This window comes from Agromyces protaetiae, from assembly GCF_030866785.1.
GTDB lineage: Bacteria > Actinomycetota > Actinomycetes > Actinomycetales > Microbacteriaceae > Agromyces > Agromyces silvae.
The window spans coordinates 1,482,251-1,502,048 of the sequence record NZ_CP133018.1; the positions used below are offsets into that span (position 1 = coordinate 1,482,251).

The 19,798-nt window shown below is 71.8% G+C and carries 20 protein-coding genes; 17 read left to right on the top strand and 3 right to left on the bottom strand.

The window, feature by feature from the left end; all coding sequences use genetic code 11:
• Positions 1–3 precede the first annotated feature (3 nt).
• The 5 genes from leuD to QU602_RS06825 are packed head-to-tail and all read left to right on the top strand — an operon-like array spanning position 4 to position 4,988.
• Positions 4–621 carry a 3-isopropylmalate dehydratase small subunit gene (gene leuD, locus QU602_RS06805; protein WP_308799493.1) on the top strand — a complete coding sequence of 206 codons (618 nt, stop codon included), beginning with the start codon at positions 4–6 and terminating at the stop codon, positions 619–621.
• Entirely contained in the window at positions 622–1,992 is a 1,371-nt protein-coding gene (murA, locus tag QU602_RS06810) for a UDP-N-acetylglucosamine 1-carboxyvinyltransferase (protein WP_308799494.1), read from the top strand.
• Between the two features lie 20 nt (positions 1,993–2,012).
• A complete protein-coding gene (locus tag QU602_RS06815) occupies positions 2,013–2,843 on the top strand; it encodes a lysophospholipid acyltransferase family protein (protein WP_308799495.1) in 831 nt (276 codons plus the stop codon).
• A complete protein-coding gene (locus tag QU602_RS06820; RefSeq protein WP_308799496.1) occupies positions 2,840–3,979 on the top strand; it encodes an NAD(P)H-dependent glycerol-3-phosphate dehydrogenase in 1,140 nt (379 codons plus the stop codon). The genes QU602_RS06815 and QU602_RS06820 overlap by 4 nt, the downstream gene beginning before the upstream one ends.
• The gene (locus QU602_RS06825; protein WP_308799497.1) at positions 3,879–4,988 is read left to right on the top strand and encodes a D-alanine--D-alanine ligase family protein; all 1,110 of its coding nucleotides are present in this window, start codon (positions 3,879–3,881) and stop codon (positions 4,986–4,988) included. Before QU602_RS06820 ends, QU602_RS06825 begins: the two co-directional genes overlap by 101 nt.
• Positions 4,989–5,447: 459 nt before the next feature.
• Here the strand turns inward: QU602_RS06825 and QU602_RS06830 are convergent, their stop codons facing one another.
• Positions 5,448–5,954 carry a DUF3515 family protein gene (locus QU602_RS06830; protein ID WP_308799498.1) on the bottom strand — a complete coding sequence of 169 codons (507 nt, stop codon included), beginning with the start codon at positions 5,952–5,954 and terminating at the stop codon, positions 5,448–5,450.
• A gap of 24 nt (positions 5,955–5,978) precedes the next feature.
• Between QU602_RS06830 and thiL the strand changes: the two genes are divergently transcribed.
• Positions 5,979–6,998 carry a thiamine-phosphate kinase gene (gene thiL, locus QU602_RS06835; protein ID WP_308799499.1) on the top strand — a complete coding sequence of 340 codons (1,020 nt, stop codon included), beginning with the start codon at positions 5,979–5,981 and terminating at the stop codon, positions 6,996–6,998.
• Positions 6,999–7,011: 13 nt separating this feature from the next.
• Here the strand turns inward: thiL and rsmD are convergent, their stop codons facing one another.
• Positions 7,012–7,593 carry a 16S rRNA (guanine(966)-N(2))-methyltransferase RsmD gene (rsmD, locus tag QU602_RS06840; protein WP_308799500.1) on the bottom strand — a complete coding sequence of 194 codons (582 nt, stop codon included), beginning with the start codon at positions 7,591–7,593 and terminating at the stop codon, positions 7,012–7,014.
• Positions 7,594–7,639: 46 nt separating this feature from the next.
• On the opposite strand from rsmD, the gene QU602_RS06845 reads away from it, so the two are divergent.
• The 11 genes from QU602_RS06845 (at position 7,640) to QU602_RS06895 (ending at position 18,676) form a co-directional block, all read left to right on the top strand.
• Positions 7,640–8,476: a tetratricopeptide repeat protein gene (locus QU602_RS06845; RefSeq protein WP_308799501.1), complete on the top strand. Its 837-nt coding sequence runs from the start codon at positions 7,640–7,642 to the stop codon at positions 8,474–8,476.
• Positions 8,473–10,659, top strand: a complete 2,187-nt coding sequence (locus tag QU602_RS06850; RefSeq protein ID WP_308799502.1) for an ATP-dependent DNA helicase RecG — start codon at positions 8,473–8,475, stop codon at positions 10,657–10,659. Before QU602_RS06845 ends, QU602_RS06850 begins: the two co-directional genes overlap by 4 nt.
• 68 nt (positions 10,660–10,727) lie before the next feature.
• Positions 10,728–11,219, top strand: a complete 492-nt coding sequence (coaD, locus tag QU602_RS06855; protein ID WP_308799503.1) for a pantetheine-phosphate adenylyltransferase — start codon at positions 10,728–10,730, stop codon at positions 11,217–11,219.
• 44 nt (positions 11,220–11,263) lie between these two features.
• Entirely contained in the window at positions 11,264–12,238 is a 975-nt protein-coding gene (locus QU602_RS06860) for an AAA family ATPase (protein ID WP_308800106.1), read from the top strand.
• 4 nt (positions 12,239–12,242) lie between these two features.
• Positions 12,243–13,592, top strand: a complete 1,350-nt coding sequence (locus QU602_RS06865; protein WP_308799504.1) for a DUF58 domain-containing protein — start codon at positions 12,243–12,245, stop codon at positions 13,590–13,592.
• Positions 13,582–15,918, top strand: coding sequence for a transglutaminaseTgpA domain-containing protein (locus tag QU602_RS06870; RefSeq protein ID WP_308799505.1), 2,337 nt, complete (start codon positions 13,582–13,584; stop codon positions 15,916–15,918). The genes QU602_RS06865 and QU602_RS06870 overlap by 11 nt, the downstream gene beginning before the upstream one ends.
• A gap of 11 nt (positions 15,919–15,929) precedes the next feature.
• Positions 15,930–16,493 (top strand): YceD family protein, encoded by a 564-nt coding sequence (locus QU602_RS06875; protein ID WP_373692896.1) that lies wholly within the window; start codon positions 15,930–15,932, stop codon positions 16,491–16,493.
• A 9-nt stretch (positions 16,494–16,502) separates the two neighbouring features.
• Entirely contained in the window at positions 16,503–16,706 is a 204-nt protein-coding gene (gene rpmF, locus QU602_RS06880) for a 50S ribosomal protein L32 (RefSeq protein ID WP_308799506.1), read from the top strand.
• Between the two features lie 76 nt (positions 16,707–16,782).
• Entirely contained in the window at positions 16,783–17,448 is a 666-nt protein-coding gene (gene rnc / locus QU602_RS06885; protein ID WP_308800110.1) for a ribonuclease III, read from the top strand.
• A gap of 1 nt (position 17,449) precedes the next feature.
• Entirely contained in the window at positions 17,450–18,439 is a 990-nt protein-coding gene (mutM, locus tag QU602_RS06890; RefSeq protein WP_308799507.1) for a bifunctional DNA-formamidopyrimidine glycosylase/DNA-(apurinic or apyrimidinic site) lyase, read from the top strand.
• Between the two features lie 114 nt (positions 18,440–18,553).
• On the top strand, positions 18,554–18,676 hold the full coding sequence (locus QU602_RS06895; RefSeq protein WP_373692918.1) for a type II toxin-antitoxin system RelE/ParE family toxin: 123 nt from the start codon (positions 18,554–18,556) through the stop codon (positions 18,674–18,676).
• Positions 18,677–18,693: 17 nt separating this feature from the next.
• On the opposite strand, the gene QU602_RS06900 is transcribed toward QU602_RS06895, so the two are convergent.
• Entirely contained in the window at positions 18,694–19,770 is a 1,077-nt protein-coding gene (locus tag QU602_RS06900) for a GNAT family N-acetyltransferase (protein WP_308799508.1), read from the bottom strand.
• Positions 19,771–19,798 lie beyond the last annotated feature (28 nt).

The window sequence follows — 19,798 nt, forward strand, 5'->3', positions numbered from 1 at the left end:
CTCATGGAGAAGCTCACGACCGTGACCGGCGTCGCCGTGCCGCTGCGGCGTTCGAACGTCGACACCGACCAGATCATCCCGGCGGTGTTCCTGAAGCGTGTGACGAAGACCGGATTCGAGGACGCGCTCTTCCACGGCTGGCGTCAGGATCCCGAGTTCATCCTCAACCAGCCGGAGTTCGAGGGCGCGAACGTCCTCATCGCCGGTCCCGACTTCGGCACCGGCTCCAGTCGCGAGCATGCCGTGTGGGCGCTCCGCGACTACGGCTTCCAGGTCGTCGTGAGCTCGCGTTTCGGCGACATCTTCCGCGGGAACGCGGGCAAGCAGGGCCTGCTGGCCGCGCTCGTCGCGTACGAGGACATCGAGCGGCTCTGGGAGGTCGTCGAAGCCGAGCCGGGAATAGCCGTGACGGTCGACCTGGTTGAGCGTACGGTGAGCGCAGGCTCCCTGAAGGTTTCGTTCGACATCGACGATTACACTCGGTGGCGCCTGCTCGAAGGGCTGGACGACATCGCCCTCACCCTTCGAGACGAAGACGCCATAGCCGAGTTCGAGACACATCGAGAGGCGTGGCGGCCCAAGACCCTCCCGATCCGGGAGCTTGCAGAAACTGGGAACTGAGTGAACACCCTCGTGAACGACGCGAAGCAGCACGGAACGGCAGTCGGACTGTCGGTCGACCGCATCACCATCAACGGCGGAAAGCCGCTTCGCGGAAGGATCGAGCTGAAGGGCGCCAAGAACCTCGTCACCAAGGCGATGGTCGCGGCGATCCTCGGCGACACCCCCAGCGTCCTGAAGGACGTGCCGAACATCAGCGACGTGCGCATCGTCCGCGGGCTGCTCGAGGTGCACGGCGTGACCGTGACCGAGGGCGGCACCGGCGAGCTCGTGCTCGATCCCTCCGGCGTGGCCACGGCGCACATGGCCGACATCGACGCGCACGCGGGCTCGAGCCGCATCCCGATCCTCTTCTGCGGGCCGCTGCTGCACCGGCTCGGCGAAGCATTCATCCCCGACCTCGGCGGCTGCCGCATCGGCGACCGGCCGATCGACTACCACCTCGAGGTGCTCCGCAACTTCGGCGCGATCGTCGAGAAGCTGCCGAGCGGCATCCGCATGTCGGCCCCGAGCGGACTGCACGGCGCGAAGGTGTCGCTCCCGTACCCGAGCGTCGGCGCGACCGAGCAGGTGCTGCTGACCGCGGTGCTCGCCGACGGCATCACCGAGCTCTCCGGCGCGGCGATCGAGCCCGAGATCATGGATCTCATCAACATCCTCCAGAAGATGGGCGCCATCATCACGGTCGACACCGACCGGGTCATCCGCATCGAGGGCGTGACGCAGCTGAGCGGGTACACGCACCGCGCACTCTTCGACCGCAACGAGGCCGCCAGCTGGGCGGCCGCCGCGCTCGCGACCGAGGGCGACATCTTCGTCGGCGGCGCCCGTCAGGCCGAGATGCTCACGTTCCTCAATGTGTTCCGCAAGGTCGGCGGCGCGTTCGAGATCGAAGACGACGGCATCCGGTTCTTCCACCCCGGAGGCGAACTCAAGCCGGTCATCATCGAGACCGACGTGCACCCCGGCTTCATGACCGACTGGCAGCAGCCGCTCGTGATCGCGCTCACCAAGGCGAAGGGCGTGTCGATCGTCCACGAGACGGTGTACGAGCAGCGCTTCGGGTTCGTGGACGCGCTCGTCGAGATGGGTGCGTCGATCGACGTGCACAAGGAATGCCTGGGCGGCCGGCCCTGCCGGTTCGGGCAGCGCAACTTCCAGCACTCCGCGGTGATCTCCGGGCCGTCGAAGCTGACCGGTGCCGACATCGAGGTCCCCGACCTGCGCGGCGGGTTCAGCCACCTCATCGCGGCGTTGACCGCCGAGGGCCGGTCCACGGTCTCCAACGTCGGCATCATCGCGCGCGGCTACGAGAACTTCATCACGAAGCTCGAGCTGCTCGGTGCGGACTTCGAGCTCGAAGGCCGGTGAGCTCGCGCGATACTGGGGGAGTGCCACGCTCACCCCAGCAGCCGCCGCCGCAGCATCCTCCGCGGAGGGCCCGGCGTGAAACGCGACGTCCGTCGTTCTTCTGGGTGCTCGCCGCACTCATCCTGCCGCTCTTCAACCTCGCGGTGAAGTTCAGGTTCCACGGCCGCGAGCTCCCGCAGACCGGCGCGTTCGTGCTGTCGCCGAACCACTTCAGCGAGATCGACCCGGTCGTCATGGGCGCCGCGGCGTGGAAGCTCGGCCGGGCGCCGCGATTCCTCGCGAAGGAGTCGCTCTTCAAGATCCCGGTGGTGCGCTGGTTCCTCCGCACGTCAGGACAGATCCCGGTCGCTCGTGCGGGCAGCCGCAGCCACGCGGCGCTCCGTGCGGCCGAGGAACTGGTCGAGAAGGGCCGCATGGTCATCGTGTACCCCGAGGGTTCGCTCACGCGCGACCCCGACCTGTGGCCGATGCGCGGGAAGACCGGTGCCGTGCGCATCGCGCTCGAGCAGGACATCCCGCTCGTGCCGGCGGCGCACTGGGGCACCCAGGCGCTCATGCCTCGCTACGGCAAGAAGATCCACCCGTTCCCGCGCAAGACGATCGACGTCATCGTCGGCGAGCCGATCGACCTCTCCGCGTATCGGGGCAAGGCGCTCGAGCCCGCGCTGCTGGCTGCGGCGACGAACGACCTCATGCAGGCCATCACGAAGCTCGTCGGCGAGCTTCGCGACGAGACGCCGCCCGCCACGAGGTGGGACCCGGCTGCGCACGGGCAGAAGGAGACCGGCCGCCTGGACGACCCCGGGCACCGTGGCGCCACCGGCCGCGTCGACGACGCGGAGGCGTCGTGAAGACGAAGGCCCAGCCCCGGCGCGGGGCCGGCAAACGGGTCGCGGTCCTCGGCGCGGGAAGCTGGGGCACGACGTTCGCGAAGATCCTCGCCGACGGCGGCGCCGATGTCGTCGTGTGGGCGAGGCGCCCCGAGCTCGCGCGTGAGATCCAAGAGGCCAAGCGCAACAGCGACTACCTGCCGGGCGTGAACCTCCCGATCGGCCTCCGCGCGACGAGCCGGCTCGACCTCGCGCTCGCCGGCGCCGAGCAGGTGTACGTCTCGGTGCCGAGCCAGTCGCTCCGTGAGAATCTCGCCGGCATCGCGCCGTACCTCTCGTCCGAGGCATCCGTCGTCTCACTCATGAAGGGCGTCGAGAAGTCGACGGGGCTGCGCATGAGCGAGGTCATCGCCGATGTGCTGCCCATCGACCCGCTGCAGATCGCGGTGATCTCGGGGCCGAACCTCGCGCTCGAGATCGCCAAGGAGCAGCCGACCGCCGCGGTCGTCTCGTCGGCGAGCCTCGAGACCGCCCAGGCCGTCGCCTTCATCGCCCGCAACCGGTACTTCCACTCGTTCGTGAACACCGACGTGATCGGCACCGAGTTCGGCGGGGTGCTGAAGAACCTGATCGCGGTCGCGATCGGCATCGTCGACGGCGCCGGGTACGGCGAGAACACGAAGGCCTCGATCATCACCCGCGGGCTCGTCGAGATGACCGATTTCGCGGTCGCCTACGGCGCGCACCCCGAGACGCTGTCGGGCCTCGCCGGGCTCGGCGACCTCATCGCCACGAGCCAGTCGCCGCTGTCGCGGAACAACACGGCCGGGCGCCTGCTCGGCCAGGGGTACCGGCTCAACGACGTCGTCAACCAGATGCAGCAGACGACCGAGGGGCTCGCCTCGGTCGGCCCGGTGCTCGAGCTCGCGCGGGCGAAGGGCGTCTCGATGCCGATCGTCGAGCAGGTGCGCCAGGTCCTCGCCGGCACGCTCGCTCCGCGGGACGTCGCGCCGCACCTCACGACCGACGACGAGCCCCAGGGCGAAAGGACGAGACATGGACAAGCTCAGGGTGGCTCTGCTCTTCGGCGGGCGTTCGAGCGAGCACGCGATCAGCTGCGCGACGGCCGGCGGGGTGCTGGGCGCGATCGACCGTGATCGGTTCGAGGTGATCCCGGTCGGGATCACCCGAGATGGCGCGTTCGTGCTCGAGAGCGACGATCCGGCGCGCTTCGCCCTCGACCCGGCACACCTGCCGGAGGTCGTCGACAACGGCACGCGCGTGCGCTGGCCCGAGTCCGCCGGGACGCGCGAGCTGACCGTGACGACGACAGCCATCGGGGCGGATGGTCCGGGCACGCGCTCGCTCGGTGACGTCGACGTGGTCTTCCCGATCCTGCACGGCCGATTCGGCGAGGACGGCACCGTGCAGGGACTTCTCGAGCTCGTGGGCCTGCCGTACGTCGGCAACGGGGTGCTGGCCTCCGCGGCCGGCATGGACAAGCACTTCACCAAGACCGTGCTCGAGGCGGCCGGGATCGCGGTCGCGCCGTGGGTGACGGTCACCCGTGCGGCGTGGGGGCGTGACCGCGAGCTCTCGGAGCGTCGCGTGCGCGCGCTCGGCCTGCCGGCGTTCGTGAAGCCGGCTCGGGCCGGCTCGTCGGTCGGGGTGAGCAAGGTGTCGGACTGGAGCGAGCTCGACGCGGCCCTCGACGTCGCGTTCGCCGAGGACCGCACGGTGCTGATCGAGGCCGCCATGTCGGGTCGCGAGATCGAGTGCGGCGTGCTCGAGGACCGCGACGGAGGTGCGCCGCGCGTGAGCGTGGCGGGCGAGATCGTCGTGACCGGGCGGGAGTTCTACGACTTCGAGGCGAAGTACCTCGACGCGCCCGGCATCGACCTCGTGTGCCCGGCTGAGCTCGGCGACGGCGAGCGCTTCGAGCTCGAACGTGTGGCCGCCCGGGCGTTCGAGGCGCTCGGCTGCGAGGGGCTGGCGCGCGTCGACGTGTTCCTCACCGACGAGGGGTTCGTCGTCAACGAGGTGAACACCATGCCCGGCTTCACGCCGATCTCGATGTTCCCCACGTGCTGGCTGAACTCGGGCCTGAGCTATCCGGAGCTGATCACCGAGCTGATCGAGACGGGGTTCGCGCGCGGCGCTCGCTAGCCGTGCGCGGTCGGCTCGCCGCGCGGCCTGCGCGCGAACCCGCGCTCACGAAGACCGGCTCGTTTCCTTGCTCAGGAAGGTCGGGTGCTCTGCCGGCGTGTCGCGGCGCGGCGCGCCGCGGGACGCGTCGTTTTTCCTGAGCAAGGAATGGGGCGCTGCGCTGACGGTATCCGTCGCCGCGCTGCTCGCGTGCCGCAGCTCGCATCGGCTCCGTTTCCTTGCTCAGGAAGGTCGGGCGGTCTGCCGGCGTGTCGCGGTGCGGCGCGCCGCGGGACGCGTCGTTGTTCCTGAGCAAGGAATGGGGCGCTGGCGGGCGGATGCTTCGGGTGGGCGGATGCTTCGGGCGGGCGGATGCTCCGGGCGGGCGGATGCTTCGGGCGAGGGGATGCTCCGGGCGGGCGGATGCTTCGGGCGGGCGGATGCTTCGGGCGAGGGGATGCTCCGGGCGCCGGCGTCGGACTACTGCGCGTCCTCGATCGTGGTGCACGCGCGCTCGGCCGGGATCGCGCTCACTGCGCGTGACAGGTCGGTGATTGCCGTGGTGCCCGACACGACGTCGTTGTCGACGACGACCTCGACGGCGGGCGTGCGCCCATAGGTGGTGAACCGGTAGCGCGGCGGGTCGGACTCGTCGATGACCCAGTCGACGCCGTCGACCGACACGCAGCGGTCTTCGGTCGGCCCGGGCGGCGTGACGCCGCACCGCAGCAGCACGGTGGCGGGAGTGCCCCACGCGCCCGTGCCCTGGGCATTGGTCTCGCGCTGCTCCTGCTCGGCGACCACGTCGGGGAGCCGCACGACCACATCGGCGCAGCCCACGTCGCTCGCGTCCTCGGCCGCGTCGAACGGCACGGCCTGGGTGCAGCCGCCGAGCACCGCGGCCAGCAGGGCGCCCGCGGCGAATACCCCGATGGTTCGCGCGCGTCGCGCGTGCGCGCGGGGCGCAGGGGAGGAGGGGGAAGGCATCGCGTTCAGGCTACCGTGAAGGGCATGGAGCAGGCTGAGCGGGGCGCGCACACGACCGACGGTGCGGAGGACGACACGCTCGCCACCCGGGGCGAGAGCGCGGCGCTTTCCCGCATCATCCCGCGGCTGACGCCCTCCGGCGTCGCGCTCGTCGGACCCGGCGACGACGCCGCCGTGCTCGCCGCCGCCGACGGCCGGTACGTCGTCACGACCGACCTCATGGTGCACGGGCCGGACTTCCGGCTCGCATGGTCGACCCCCTACGAGCTCGGCTGGAAGGCCGCCGCGACCAATCTCACCGACGTCGCTGCGATGGGCGCCCGCCCGACCGCGCTCGTCGTGGCCATCGCGGCGCCGCCCCACACCGGCGTCGGTGTGCTCGAGGGCATCGCCGACGGACTGCGTGAGGCGCTCGCCGAGCTCGCCCCGGGCGCGGGTGTCGTCGGCGGCGACCTCTCGGTCTCGTCGGTGCTCACGATCGCCGTGACCGCCTTCGGCGATCTCGAGGGTCGGCCGCCCGTGCTCCGGTCAGGTGCCCGGCCGGGCGACGTCATCGCGCACGCGGGCGCGCGCGGCGATGCGGCCCGCGGGCTCGCGGTGCTGTTCGAGCACGCGACGGATGCGTCGGGCGAGCCCGACGCGACCGCGACCGCGCGGGTTCGTGCGGAGCATCCGGATCTCGTCGCGGCCCAGCTCGCCCCCGTCCCGCCGGTGTCTGCGGGTGTGGTCGCGGCGATCGCGGGCGCGACCGCCATGCTCGACGTCTCCGACGGACTCGCACGCGACGCGCTGCGGATCGCTCGCGCGAGCGGGGTCGACCTCGACTTCGCATCCGAGCGTCTCGGACCCGATCCGCGGATCGCGCTCGCGGGAGCGGAGGATCACGGGCTCCTCGCGACGTTCCCGGACGGTGCCGCGATCCCTGCGCCGTTCGAGCCCGTGGGCCGCGTGCTCGCCGGCGACGGGGTCGTGCGCATCGACGGCGAGGTGGCCGGCGCGGGCGGCTGGGACCCCTATGCGGGCTGGGACGGCCGCGCGGGCTGATGCCCGGCGCGGGTCACCGCTCGGTCGTGCGCGCCCACCAGAGCGCGGTCTCGCCGTAGTCGCGGCGACGGTCGCGTTCGACAGCGTCGGGCCAGCTCGGCTCGGGCGATCGCGAGCTGCGCTCGACGAGCACGGTCGCGCCCGGTTCGAGGCGGGGGACGACCAGTTCGAGCACGCGCGTGAGCTCGCCCTCGGTGAGGTCGTAGGGCGGGTCGATGAACACGACGTCGGCCGTGAACACGGCCGTCTCGAGGTACGCGGCCACGGCCTGCGCGGCCACCCGGATGCGCGGTGTGACGCCCGTCGCGGCGCTCTTCGCCGCGCGCTCGATCGCCTGCGCGTTGCGCCGGCACACCTCGGCGGCGGGCTTCGCACGTTCGACCAGCACGACCTCGCTCGCACCGCGGCTGGCCGCCTCGAGCCCGAGTGCGCCGGAGCCTGCGTACAGGTCGAGCACAGCCGCACCGGTGAGCTCGTCGCGCGCCTCGAGCGCGGAGAAGATGGCCTCGCGCACGCGGTCGCTCGTCGGGCGGGTCCCACTGCGCGGCACGTGCAGGGTGAGCGAGCCGGCGAATCCGGCGATGATACGCGTCATGTCGTCGGCAGCCTACCGTCTGGCGCGCAGCTGTCATGATGGAAGGGTGGATGACTCGACCGACGCCGCGCCCGCCGAACCGGCCCGCCACCGGGTGCGCGAGGAGCAGTACGCCATCGACCGGCTCTGGGACTTCTCGGATCCGGCCCTGAGCGAGGCGCGGTTCCGCGAGGCCGCCGACGACGTCGAGCGCACGGCGCACATCCGAGCCGCTATGGCGACCCAGCTGGCGCGCGCGATCGGCATCCAGGGTCGCGTCGACGACGCGTTCGCCGTGCTGGACGCCGTCGAGGACGGCGCCCGCCGCGCGGCGGACGGCGAGCTCGCCGACGTCGAGCTCGAGGACGCCGAGCTCGCCGAGGTCCGCGCGCGCGTCGCGCTCGAACGTGGACGCATCCTCGTCTCCGCCGAACGCGGGCGCGAGGCCGTGGCCAGCCTCACGCGCGCGGTGCGCGAGGCCGCGCACGCCAAGAGCGCGTTCCTCGCGCTCGACGCCCTGCACATGCTCGCGCTCACCGACGTCGGTCACGAGCGGGAATGGGCCGAGCAGGGTCTCGAACTGCTCGCCGCCGACCGCGATCCACGAGAGCTCCGCTGGGGCGTCGCGCTGCACAACAACCTCGGCTGGACCCTGCTCGACCTCGGTGACGCCGGCGCCGCGCTCACCCAGTTCGAGCTCGCCGTGGAGGCCGCCGACCAGTACGGCACCGCCGAGCAGCAGCACGTGACGCGCTGGTCGGTCGGCCGCGCGCTGCGCGCAGTCGGCCGCACCGATGAGGCGCTCAGCCTCCAGCGCGAGCTGGCTCGCGCCCGCCCGGATGACCCGTACGTCGCCGCCGAGATCGAGGCGTTGACGGAGGGCGAGCCTACGATCGAGGCATGACGAGCGAGGCGACCGACCCGGGCACGTTCACGCTCGACACCCGGCTGTCGGGCGCGCTCGGCGGCCGGACCGCGCAGGCGTTCCAGCGAGCCTTCGGCTACACGACCGTCGGCGACCTGCTCGCGCACTACCCGCGCAGATACGCCGAGCGCGGTGAGCTCACGGTGCTCGAGACACTCCCGCTCGGTGAGAACGTCACGATCGTCGCCGACGTGCTCGAGGCCCGAACGCGCGAGATGCGCCAGCGACGCGGCTCCATCTTCGAGGCGATCATCTCCGACGGCACCGGCAAGCTGACCCTCACGTTCTTCAACCAGCGGTGGCGCGAGGCCGAGCTGCGCCCGGGCCGCCGGGGTGTGTTCGCCGGCAAGGTCAGCGACTACCGTGGCGGCCGGCAGCTCGCGCACCCGGCCTACGAGCTGTTCGACGACGAGGGGCCCGAGATCGACGCGGCGACCAAACGCTGGATCGAGGCGCCGCTGCCGATCTACCCGGCCACCTCGACGCTCACCAGCTGGCAGATCGCGAAGTCGATCGTGCTGCTGCTCGACGGCCTCGGCCCGCTCGACGACCCGGTACCGGCGGAGCTTCGGCGCGAGCGCTCACTCCTGACCTACCGTGACGCGCTGCAGCGGGTGCACCGGCCCGAGCACCACCGCGACGTCAAAGCGGCGGAGCGCACGCTGCGCTTCATGGAGGCGTTCGTGCTGCAGGCCGCGCTGCTCGCCAGGCGGGCCGAACTGCTCACCCGCCGAGCGACGCCGCGGCACCCCGCGCCGGGCGGGCTCCTGTCGCGGTTCGACGCGACGCTGCCGTTCAGGCTCACGGGCGATCAGGTGATCGTCGGCGACGAGGTCGCCGGCGACCTCGCCAAGCCCTGGCCCATGCACCGGCTGGTCCAGGGCGAGGTCGGCTCGGGCAAGACGCTGGTCGCCCTGCGGGCGATGCTCGCCGTCGCCGACTCCGGCGGTCAATCGGCGCTGCTCGCACCGACCGAGGTGCTCGCCGCGCAGCATCTCCGCTCGATCTCGAAGATGCTCGGGCCCGATCTGTCGGCGCAGGTGATGCCGACGCTCGTGACCGGTCAGCTGCCGGCGGCCGAGCGGCGAAAGGCGCTGCTGCGGGCCGCAGCGGGCCAGGCCCGCATCGTGGTCGGTACGCACGCGTTGCTCGGCGAGAAGGTGTCGTTCGCCGATCTCGGGCTCGTCGTGGTCGACGAGCAGCATCGGTTCGGCGTCGAACAGCGTGAGGCACTTCGGCTGAAGGGTGAGCAGCCGCACGTGCTCGTCCTCACGGCGACGCCGATCCCGCGGACCGTGGCCATGACGGTGTTCGGCGACCTCGACGTGTCGACCATCCACGAGCTGCCGGCCGGCCGTGCCGGCATCGAGAGCCACGTGGTCCCGCTCGCGGTCCGTCCCGGCTGGCGGCCGCGCGTCTGGAGCCGCCTGGTCGAAGAGCTCGAGCTCGGGCGGCAGGCCTTCGTCGTGTGCCCGGCGATCGACCCGCGCGTCCTCGAAGACGACGGCGACGCGCCCGAGAGCGACGACGACGCGGCTCCGCCGCGGCCCGGTGCCTCCGTCGTCGAGGTGCTCGCCGAGCTGCGTGCCCACCCCGGACTGGCCGGCCACCGCGTCGAGCCGTTGCACGGCCGGATGACGGCCGACGAGAAGGACGCGACCATGCGGGCGTTCGCCGCGGGTGAGATCGACGTGCTCGTCGCGACGACCGTCATCGAGGTCGGCGTCGACGTGCCGAACGCGAGCGCCATGGTCGTCATCGACGCCGACCGGTTCGGCGTCTCGCAGCTGCACCAGCTCCGCGGCCGGGTCGGCCGGGGCAGCGTCCCGGGGCTCTGCCTGCTGGTGACGCACGCCGACGTCGGATCGGTCGCGCTCGAACGTCTCGAGGCGGTGGCCGCCACGCTCGACGGGTTCGAGCTCGCCCAGGTCGATCTCGAGCTGCGGCGCGAGGGCGACGTGCTCGGTGCCACGCAATCGGGCGGGCGGTCTTCGCTGAAGCTCCTGCGCGTGGCACGCGACGGCGACATCATCGCCGAGGCGCGGGCGTCGGCCTCCGCGCTCATCGACGACGGTGTCGGGCTGCGCGGTCACCCCGCGCTCGCGGCCGCCGTCCGCCGGCGGCTCGACGACGACGCGAGCGAGTTCCTGAGCAAAGGGTGATCCTGAGCAACGGCTGAAACTTCTCCCGTCCGGTTGGACGACGGAACACGGGCACTACGCTGGGATTCATGCAGCGGATCGCCGTCGTCCCCGGCTCGTTCGACCCCGTCACCCGGGGGCACCTCGATGTGATCGAGCGGGCCGCCGCGCTGTACGACGAGCTGCACGTCGTGGTCGTGCACAATCCCGGCAAGCAGGCCCTGTTGCCCATCGCGCAGCGCGTGGCGCTCATCGAGCAGGCGATCGCCGACGCAGACATCGCCGGTGAGATCGTCGTCGCCTCGTGGAGCATGGGGCTGCTCGTGGACTACTGCACCGACGTCGGCGCATCGGTGCTGATCAAGGGCATCCGCTCGCAGGTCGACGTGGCGTACGAGACGCCGATGGCGATCGTGAACCGGCACCTCGCGGGTGTCGAGACGGTGTTCCTGCTGCCCGATCCGGCGAACGCGCACGTGTCGAGCTCCCTGGTGCGTCAGGTCGCGGCGCTCGGCGGCGACGTGGCACCGTACGTTCCGCGTGCCGTGGCGGACTACCTCGCGGGGGCGATGACCCCGTGAGCGAGGTCGCCGCAGCCGTCTCCACCGACGCCGATGCACCGGTCATGAGCATCGACGGCGTGGGCGCCGGCGCGGCGCGCATCGTGCAGAACGTCGAGACCGTGATCAGCGGCAAGCGCGAGGCGATCACCGCGGCGCTCACCGTCGTGCTCGCCGAGGGGCACCTCCTCATCGAGGACGTGCCGGGCGTCGGCAAGACCATGCTCGCGAAGGCGCTGGCTCGCTCGGTCGACTGCTCGGTCAGTCGCATCCAGTTCACTCCCGATCTGCTGCCGAGCGACGTCACCGGCGTCTCGGTCTTCGATCAGGCGTCGCGGCGGTTCGAGTTCAAGCCGGGGCCCGTCTTCGCCAATGTGGTCATCGGCGATGAGATCAACCGCGCCAGCCCGAAGACGCAATCTGCCCTCCTCGAATGCATGGAGGAGCGACAGGTGACGGCCGACGGGCGCACCTACGCCCTCGAGCATCCCTTCACCGTGGTCGCCACGCAGAACCCGATCGAGATGGAGGGCACGTACCCGTTGCCCGAGGCGCAGCGCGACCGCTTCATGGCACGCATCTCGATGGGGTACCCGGCCGCCGCCGACGAGCTGTCGATGCTCTCGACGCGCGAGACGTCGAGCCCGCTCGACCGGGTGCAGGCCGTCGTGGATCTCGCCGAGTTCCGCGACATGATCCGTGCCGTGCATCACGTCTACACGTCGCCGCCCGTGAAGGAGTACGCCGTCGACCTGGCCCGCGCCAGCCGCGCCGATCGGCAGCTGCGGCTCGGGGCGAGCCCACGTGCGACGCTGCAGCTGGTGCGTGCCGCGAAAGCGCACGCGGCGATGCACGGCCGGGACTTCGTGCTCCCCGACGACATCGACGCGCTCGCGGTGCCCGTCTTCGGCCACCGGCTCGTGCCGACCAGCCGCGCGCTCGGCGCGCACGACCGCGACAGTGGCCCGCTCGTCGACGCGATCGTGCGGCGCATCGTCAGCGACACCCCGGTGCCGGTCGGCGCCATCAGACGGGAGTGAACGGATGCCTCGGGCCCGCGCGTCGCGAGCCGCGGCACTGCCGCGGCTGACCCGGCGCGGCGGGACCCTGCTGATCGGCGGGTTCGTGCTCTTCGGCATCACGCTCTGGTTCGATCTGCGCGACGTCATGCTGCTCGCGTTCGTGGGCATCGTGCTGCCGCTCGTGGCGCTCGTCTACGTGACGTTCGTCGTCCCGCGACTCGCGGTGCGACGCAGCTTCGTCCCCGCCGTGGTCGAGGCCGGAAACTCGGCACGCGTGGTGCTCGCCGTGCAGAACCGGGCCCGGCGCGCCTTCGACGGCGCCAGATGGTACGACACCGCACCGCCGGGCCTCCTCGGGCCACCCGAGTCCGTGCTCCCGGCGCTCGGGGCCTGGGAACGTACGCTGCCGAGCGGCGACGACACGGCGCGGCTCGAGTACCGCATGCGGACGAGCGAGCGCGGCGTGTACGACATCGGGCCGTTGCGGGTGACCACAACCGATCCGTTCGGGCTCGCTCGGGTGAGCCGCGATGCCGGCACCGCGCACGAGCTCGTCGTGACGCCGCCCGTGACCGCGCTCGACCCGGCGATCGGTACCGCGGCCGCGGTGGACGGCGTGTTGCACGGCCTGCAGCGGCGCACGCACCCGAACGCGGACGAGTTCATCGCCCGTGAGTACCGGCACGGCGACCCGCTCCGGCGTGTGCACTGGCCCGCGACGGCCCGCCGGGGCGAGCTCATGGTGCGCGAGGAGGAGCAGCGCGGTGATCCCGAGGCCCGGCTGATCCTCGACACGACGCTTGCGGCACGGGCCGACCGTGGCGTGGTCCGCAGCGGAGACGATCACCGGCATTTCGGGTTCGAGCTCGCCGTCGAGATCGCGGCCTCCGTCGGGGTGCACCTCATCGAGCGCGGATTCCGGCTCCGGGCCGACCGGCTCGACGACCCCGTGCACGGCGCACTCTCCGAGGCGTCGGCCGAGGGCTACCGGCTGCCCGCCGGCGACCGGCAGCTGCTCGAGGACCTTGCTCGCCTCCCGAATCCGGCGGCGGGCCGACGGCATGCGCGCGACGAGGGAGCGCCGTCGACGGTCGTCGTCTCCGAGGCGCGCATGCCGGGCTATGCGGTGCTCGTGGACCCCGATGCGACCGACGCACAGCACCTGGTGGCACTTCGACCGGCACTCTCCCCGGCGATCGCGTTCGTGGTGCCGGGCGTCGATCCGCGCGTCGTCGAGGCGCTCGAGGAGGCCGACTGGCAGGTCGTCTCGGTCCGGCGTGTCGCCGACCTGCCCGATGTCTGGGTCGACACGGGCACGAGGCGACGCGCCACGGCGCACCGGTCCGGAAGGCGGGCCGGCGATGCATCCTGAGCTCGCGCCCCTCACCCGAGGTCAGCGCACGGCGCTGGCCGGAGCGACCGCCCTGCTCATGATCGCCGCGGTCGCGGCGCTCGGCCCACTCATCGACGGTTCGGCCTGGGGCTGGATGTGCGCGTTCATGATCGTGGGGGTGATCGGGGCGAGCCTCGGGCTCAGGGTGCTGCGGACGCCGGGATTCCTCGTCCCGATCCTGGGCATCGGCGTGCTGATCGGCCTGCTCACGCTGCTGTTCGGCGGCGGCACGAGCTTCGCGCTCATCGTGCCGACGGGCGCCACGTTCGAGTACTTCGGCGCGCTCGCGGCGGGGGCCGAGCAGACGATCCAGCAGCAATCGGTTCCGGCGATCCCCGTGCCCGCGCTGCAGTTCGCGCTCGCGATCGGGGCCGGCGTGCTCGCGCTGCTCGCCGACTTCTCCGTGCAGTCGGCGCGCCTGCCGGCGCTCGCGGCGGTGCCGGCGTTCGTCCCGGTCCTGATTCCGGGGTTCATCATCGCGGACGGGGCCGAACCCATCGTGCTCATCTGCACGGCCGCGGCCTTCCTGCTGCTGCTCCGTCTCGACGTGCGCTTCCGGCGCCGCGGCGAGCTCGCCCGGCTCGCGTCGGGCGGTGAGGACTCGGTCGTGACCGACGGGCCGCGCCGCGTGCCGCTCGCCTCGACGATCGGCGCGACGCTCGGCGTCGCCACCGTCGGGTTGCTCGTGGCCGGCGTGCTGACCGCGGCGACGCCGAGTGTGTCGTCCAGCCTGCTCGTGGGCTCGCAGAACACGGGAGCGCTGTTCTCGCGCGGGGTGAGCCCGTTCATCGACCTCGGCCGGGATCTCCGGCGTCCCGGCGCGGTCCCGGCCTTCTCGTACGTCGCGCGCGACGGCGACCGCCCGTACTTCACGCTGCTGACCCTCGACCTGTTCGAGGGCGAGGTGTGGGGCGTGACCGACCGCAGCCTCGACGCGGAGAACACGGTCGACCGAATGCCCCGACCGGTGGGCCTCGACCCGGACATCGTGACCACGGAGCATCCGATCGACGTCACGATCGACGAGCTGCGGACCACCTGGCTGCCGGTGCCGTACCCGGCCGCGTCGGTCGAGCGCCTCAACGGGTCGTGGTTCTGGGATCGTGAGTCGCTCACCGTTCGCAGCGCCGACGCCAACACCGCCGGCCAGCGATACCGGGTCAATCGGCTGGTCGCCTCGCCGACCCCCGAGCAGCTGCGTGCGGCCGAGCGGCCCGATCGCGACGCCTTCGCCTCCTATCTCGCGTTGCCCGACGAGCGCCCGCAGATCATCACGGACACCGCGGCGGCGGTCGCCGGCTCAGCGGCGTCGCCCTACGACGCGGCCGTGGCCATCCAGGAGTACCTGCGCGGACCGCGGTTCCAGTACTCGGTCGACGCCCCGGTCGAAGAGGGGTACGACGGCGGCGGCTACGACGTCATCGCGAGCTTCCTCGACCTGCGTGAGGGCTACTGCGTGCACTTCGCCTCGACGATGGCGGTGCTCGCGCGGGAATCGGGCATTCCGTCGCGGATCTCGATCGGGTACATCGCCGGTTCGGCGACCGATCGCCGGGTCGACAATGTGGCCGTGGTCGAGGTCGACAGCCACGACCTGCACGCCTGGCCGGAGCTGTACTTCGAGGGCGTCGGCTGGGTGCCGTTCGAGCCGACGCCGGGTCGCGGCACCGTGCCCTCCTACACGCGTCCGCAGGCGGGCCAGGTCCCGACGACGCCGGTGACTCCCGGCCGGCTTCCGGTCGAGAGTGCTCGTCCCGACGTCGACCCGGACCGCGGAGTGACCGAAGCCGGGTCGCAGACCGCGGAACCCGCCGGTCAGGTGTGGGTGCGCGTCGGCGGGCTCGCGCTCGTCGCGGGCGCGATCGTGCTGCTCCCCGCCGGCCTGCGACTCGCGCAAGGGCTCACCCGCAGACGCCGGATGCGGCACGGGGCGGCGCCGGCGCAGGCGGCCTGGGACGAGGTACGGGCGAGTGCGCGCGATCTCGGCGCCGGTGGCGCGGAGACCGAGACGGCGCGCGCGTTCACGGCGCGGATCGCGAGTCGCCCGGCGTTCGACGGCGATGCGGGTGCCGCGCTGGCCGAGCTGCGGAACGCGATCGAGCGTGAACGGTACGGCCCGCCGGGCGACCCCCGGCCGGGTACCGTGCGGCTGCCGGCCGAGGAGTTGGTCACGGCGGTGGCCACGGTGCGCTCGGCGCTCCGCGCCGATGCGGGCGCTGCGACGCGGGTGCGCGCGGTGCTGCTGCCGGCCTCGCTGCTCCCGGGTGTGCGGCTGCCGGGCCGCAACACGCCGGCCGGCGCGTAGAATCGACGATCGTGGTCAATAAGGAACAGCCTTTCCGCGTGCACGTGCGCGACCTCGTGAACCGTCCGGGAGAGATGCGCGAGCAGCGGCTCACCATCGCCGTACCCGACGCGATGGGTGAGGGGCTCGTGTCGGTGCGTGCCGGCAGCGAGCTCGATCTCGACGTGCGCCTCGAGTCTGTGCATGAGGGCGTCCTCGTGACCGCGGAGGTCGATGCGACGGCCGAGGGCGAGTGCGGTCGGTGCCTCATCGACATCGCTCTCCCGGTCGAAGTCGAGTTCCAGGAGCTTTTCGCGTATCATTCTGGGGAAGCTTTCGAGTATGAGGTTCAAGACGACCACGTGGATCTTGAATCGCTCATCCGAGATGCGGTGGTGCTGGCACTACCCTTCCAGCCGGTGTGCCGGCCTGATTGCCCCGGTCTCGACCCTGTGACCGGTCAACGTCTGGCCGATCATCCGGAACTCGTCGCTCGCGATGAGCGCGACCCGCGATGGGCCGCGCTCGCCGGGTTCCAGGCTTCCGAAGACGAGGGCTCGGGTGCAGCATCCGACGCCGACTTGAACAGAGATTGAGAGAGCATCATGGCGGTTCCCAAGCGGAAGAAGTCCCGAGCCAACACCCACGCGCGTCGTTCGCAGTGGAAGGCCGAGGTCCCCACGCTGGTCAAGACCGTGGAGAACGGCAAGACCACGTACAGCCTTCCGCACCGCGCGAAGGTCGTCGAGGACTCGGCCGGCACGGCCCTGTTCCTCGAGTACAAGGGCCGCAAGGTCGCCGACGTCTAGTCGGCCAGAGCCTGTCGACCGACCGGTGGTGACGCGTACGGGGCGCACTGGGGCCGGGCATCGAACGCTCGACGAACTGCTGCAGACGCTGCAGGTCGAGCTCGATCCCGAACTCCTGCTCCTCGCGCTGACCCACCGGTCGTTCGCGTACGAGAACGGCGGCATCCCGACCAACGAGCGGCTCGAGTTCCTGGGGGACTCCATCCTCGGGCAGGCCGTCACGGTGCGGCTGTACCGCGACCATCCCGACCTCGACGAGGGCGAGCTCGCCAAGCGGCGCGCGAGCCTCGTGTCGAGTGTCGCGCTCGCCGAGGTCGCGCGCGCCATCGGGCTGGGCCCGTTCATCAGGCTGGGCCGGGGTGAGATGCTCACCGGCGGTGCCGACAAGCCGTCGATCCTCGCGGACACCGTCGAGGCGATCATCGGTGCCGTGTACCTCGATCAGGGCGGCGACGTGGCGACCGCGCTGGTGATGCGGCTCGTCGGCCCGCTCATGCGCGACCCCGACCGGTTCGGTGCTGCGATGGACCCGAAGACGAGCCTGCAAGAGATCGCCGCGCGCATCGGTGCACCCGCTCCCGTGTACACGGTGACCGAGAGCGGCCCCGATCACAACAAGCACTTCATGGCGACGGTCGCCGTGGGCGACCTGGTCGTCGCCAGCGGCGACGGTTCGAGCAAGAAACAGGCCGAGATGTCCGCGGCGCTCGAGGCCTGGACCGTGCTGAGCGCGGCACGCTGACGTGCCTGAGCTCCCCGAGGTCGAGGTCGTCCGCGCGGGCCTCGCGCCGGCGGTCACCGGCGCCCGCGTCGCGGGCGTCGAGGTGCTGGATGCCCGGTCGCTCAAGCGCCACGACGCGGCGTCGGGCGCGTTCGAGGCGCTCGTCACCGGCGCGCGCATCGAGGCTGCGGTTCGGCGCGGCAAGTTCCTGTGGCTGCCGTTCCAGCCTGCGACGGGACGAGCGGCGGATGCCACTGACGGCACCCGCGTCGCGAACACCGCCGACCCGGGGCATCCGCTCGCGCTCGTCGGCCATCTGGGCATGAGCGGTCAGATGCTGCTGCGCACGCCCGACCACCCCGGCGACGACCGCCATGCCCGGATCCGCCTGCACCTCGAGCACCCGGGTCATGGCGAGCTCCGCGTCGACTTCGTGGACCAGCGCATCTTCGGGTCGCTCGCGGTGGACCGGATGGTGCCGACCCGCGACGGCGAGGTCGCCGGATTCTCCGCAGCGGTCACCGGTGCGTGGGCGCGGTCGATCCCGACCCAGGTGGCGCACATCGCGCGTGACCCGCTCGACCCCGCGTTCGACGAGGCGGCGTTCTTCGCGGCCCTTGCGCGGCGGGCCACGGGCATCAAGCGTGTGATGCTCGACCAGGGCGTCGTGAGCGGCATCGGCAACATCTACGCCGACGAGGCGCTCTGGGCCGCCAGGCTGCACCCCGAGCAGCCGGCCGCGTCGCTCTCGCGTGCGAAGGCGCGAACGCTGCTCGAAGCCGTGTGCGACGTGCTGCTGAAGGCGCTCGCCGAGGGTGGCACGAGCTTCGACGCCCAGTACGTGAACGTGAACGGCGCATCCGGCTACTTCGCGCACTCGCTGAACGCCTACGGCCAGACGGGCACGCCCTGCCCGCGCTGCGGCACCCCGATCGTGCGCGAGCCGTTCATGAACCGCTCATCGCACCGCTGCCCGCGCTGCCAGCGCCTGCGCGCGTCGCGCCCGGCCTGACCCGCTGCGGCGTCGGACACGTGATCCGCGGTACGGTCTCGTCGGGTCGCTACCGGCAGAGCGGCGATCGAACGCATCGCCGACGATCCTGGCCGCGGGCGAGCCTGCAATGAGATCCGTGATGGCTACCGCCGGTACGGGATCGGCAGCCACATTCTTTTCTCCGTCGAGAACGTGGACAGCGTGGACGTGATCCGCATTCTGCATCAGCGTATGGACCCGACGCGGCATCTCTGAGTGCGATCGGCAGAGCTCTACATCTCGCGCGACGGGCGCTGCCACGCCGACTCGATCGCGACCGGGGTGAAGCCGAGGGCGATGTTGATGGCGAGCATGTGGGCGTTCTCGTCCGCGTTCCAGGTGTAGACACGCGTCCGCGCCGGGTCGGTGTCGGCCAGGGCGACGAGGTTCGCGAGCTTCATGCGCAGGCCGAGTCCGTGGCCGCGATGCGGGCCGAGCACGAGCGTGTCGTCCTGATAGACGGCCGTCTTCTCGGGCGGCAGGGTGAGTGCCGTGTAGCCGGCGACCTCGCCGGATGCCGCCACGGCCGCCGCGGTGAGGGTCACTCGCCCGGCGTCCCGCGCCTGCGCCTCTTCGGCGCGGACGCGCGCGGCATCCCACAGCTCCTCCTCGTAGGAGATCGCGCCCGCGGGCGCGTCGACCGACATGCGCTGATGCGCGGCGGCCAGCGAGTCCACGAGCGCGTCTGGCGCGCGGTCGCGCCAGGTGACGAGCCGATAGCCGTCTTCGCGGTGCGCCTCGGACGACCATCGGCGGAACTCGTCACCGCGCCCGGCCACGTCGAGCGCGCTCATTCGATCGAGCTGCCCGAGCTCGTAGCCGTGGCGGCTCGCGAAGCGCACGGCGGGCAGGGAGACGGGCAGGCTCGCATCGCCCTGCGGGGGTGCGACCCGCTCGCCCGAGCCGTCGTCGAAGGCGTGCGAGGCCATCACGACCACCGTGGGCCGGCCGACCTCGCCGGCCCGCGCTTCGATCGCCCCGAGCAGCGACGTGCCGATGCCTTCGCGCCGGCGTTCGGGGACCACCCCGAAGGCCACGGAGTAGGCGGTCGTCGCGTCGGCGTCCTGCTCCCACTGGAGGTCTGCGACGCCGACCAAGCGGCCGTCGTCCCACGCGCCGATCGCCTCGCGCACGGTGTACCGCCGGTCGCGCGCGAACACCAGCAGCTCCTGGGCTGTGTAGCTGACGTCGGCGGTGCCGAGGAGCTCGACCTCGAGCTGCTCGGCGAGCTGCGCGTACGCCTCGAACGCTCGCGCCTCCGGCGTGCCCAGCCGTTCGGGCAGCGGGATGGGCGCGATCTCGATCGCCACGGCCGACCGTCCTCTCGCCGCCGGGAAG

Coding starts and splice junctions, on each gene's coding strand:
- leuD (WP_308799493.1), top strand. CDS start 4: ATGGAGAAGCTCACGACCGTGACCGGCGTCGCCGTGCCGCTGCGGCGT.
- QU602_RS06825 (WP_308799497.1), top strand. CDS start 3,879: ATGGACAAGCTCAGGGTGGCTCTGCTCTTCGGCGGGCGTTCGAGCGAG.
- QU602_RS06830 (WP_308799498.1), bottom strand. CDS start 5,954: ATGCCTTCCCCCTCCTCCCCTGCGCCCCGCGCGCACGCGCGACGCGCG.
- thiL (WP_308799499.1), top strand. CDS start 5,979: ATGGAGCAGGCTGAGCGGGGCGCGCACACGACCGACGGTGCGGAGGAC.
- rsmD (WP_308799500.1), bottom strand. CDS start 7,593: ATGACGCGTATCATCGCCGGATTCGCCGGCTCGCTCACCCTGCACGTG.
- QU602_RS06850 (WP_308799502.1), top strand. CDS start 8,473: ATGACGAGCGAGGCGACCGACCCGGGCACGTTCACGCTCGACACCCGG.
- coaD (WP_308799503.1), top strand. CDS start 10,728: ATGCAGCGGATCGCCGTCGTCCCCGGCTCGTTCGACCCCGTCACCCGG.
- QU602_RS06860 (WP_308800106.1), top strand. CDS start 11,264: ATGAGCATCGACGGCGTGGGCGCCGGCGCGGCGCGCATCGTGCAGAAC.
- QU602_RS06865 (WP_308799504.1), top strand. CDS start 12,243: ATGCCTCGGGCCCGCGCGTCGCGAGCCGCGGCACTGCCGCGGCTGACC.
- QU602_RS06870 (WP_308799505.1), top strand. CDS start 13,582: ATGCATCCTGAGCTCGCGCCCCTCACCCGAGGTCAGCGCACGGCGCTG.
- rpmF (WP_308799506.1), top strand. CDS start 16,503: ATGGCGGTTCCCAAGCGGAAGAAGTCCCGAGCCAACACCCACGCGCGT.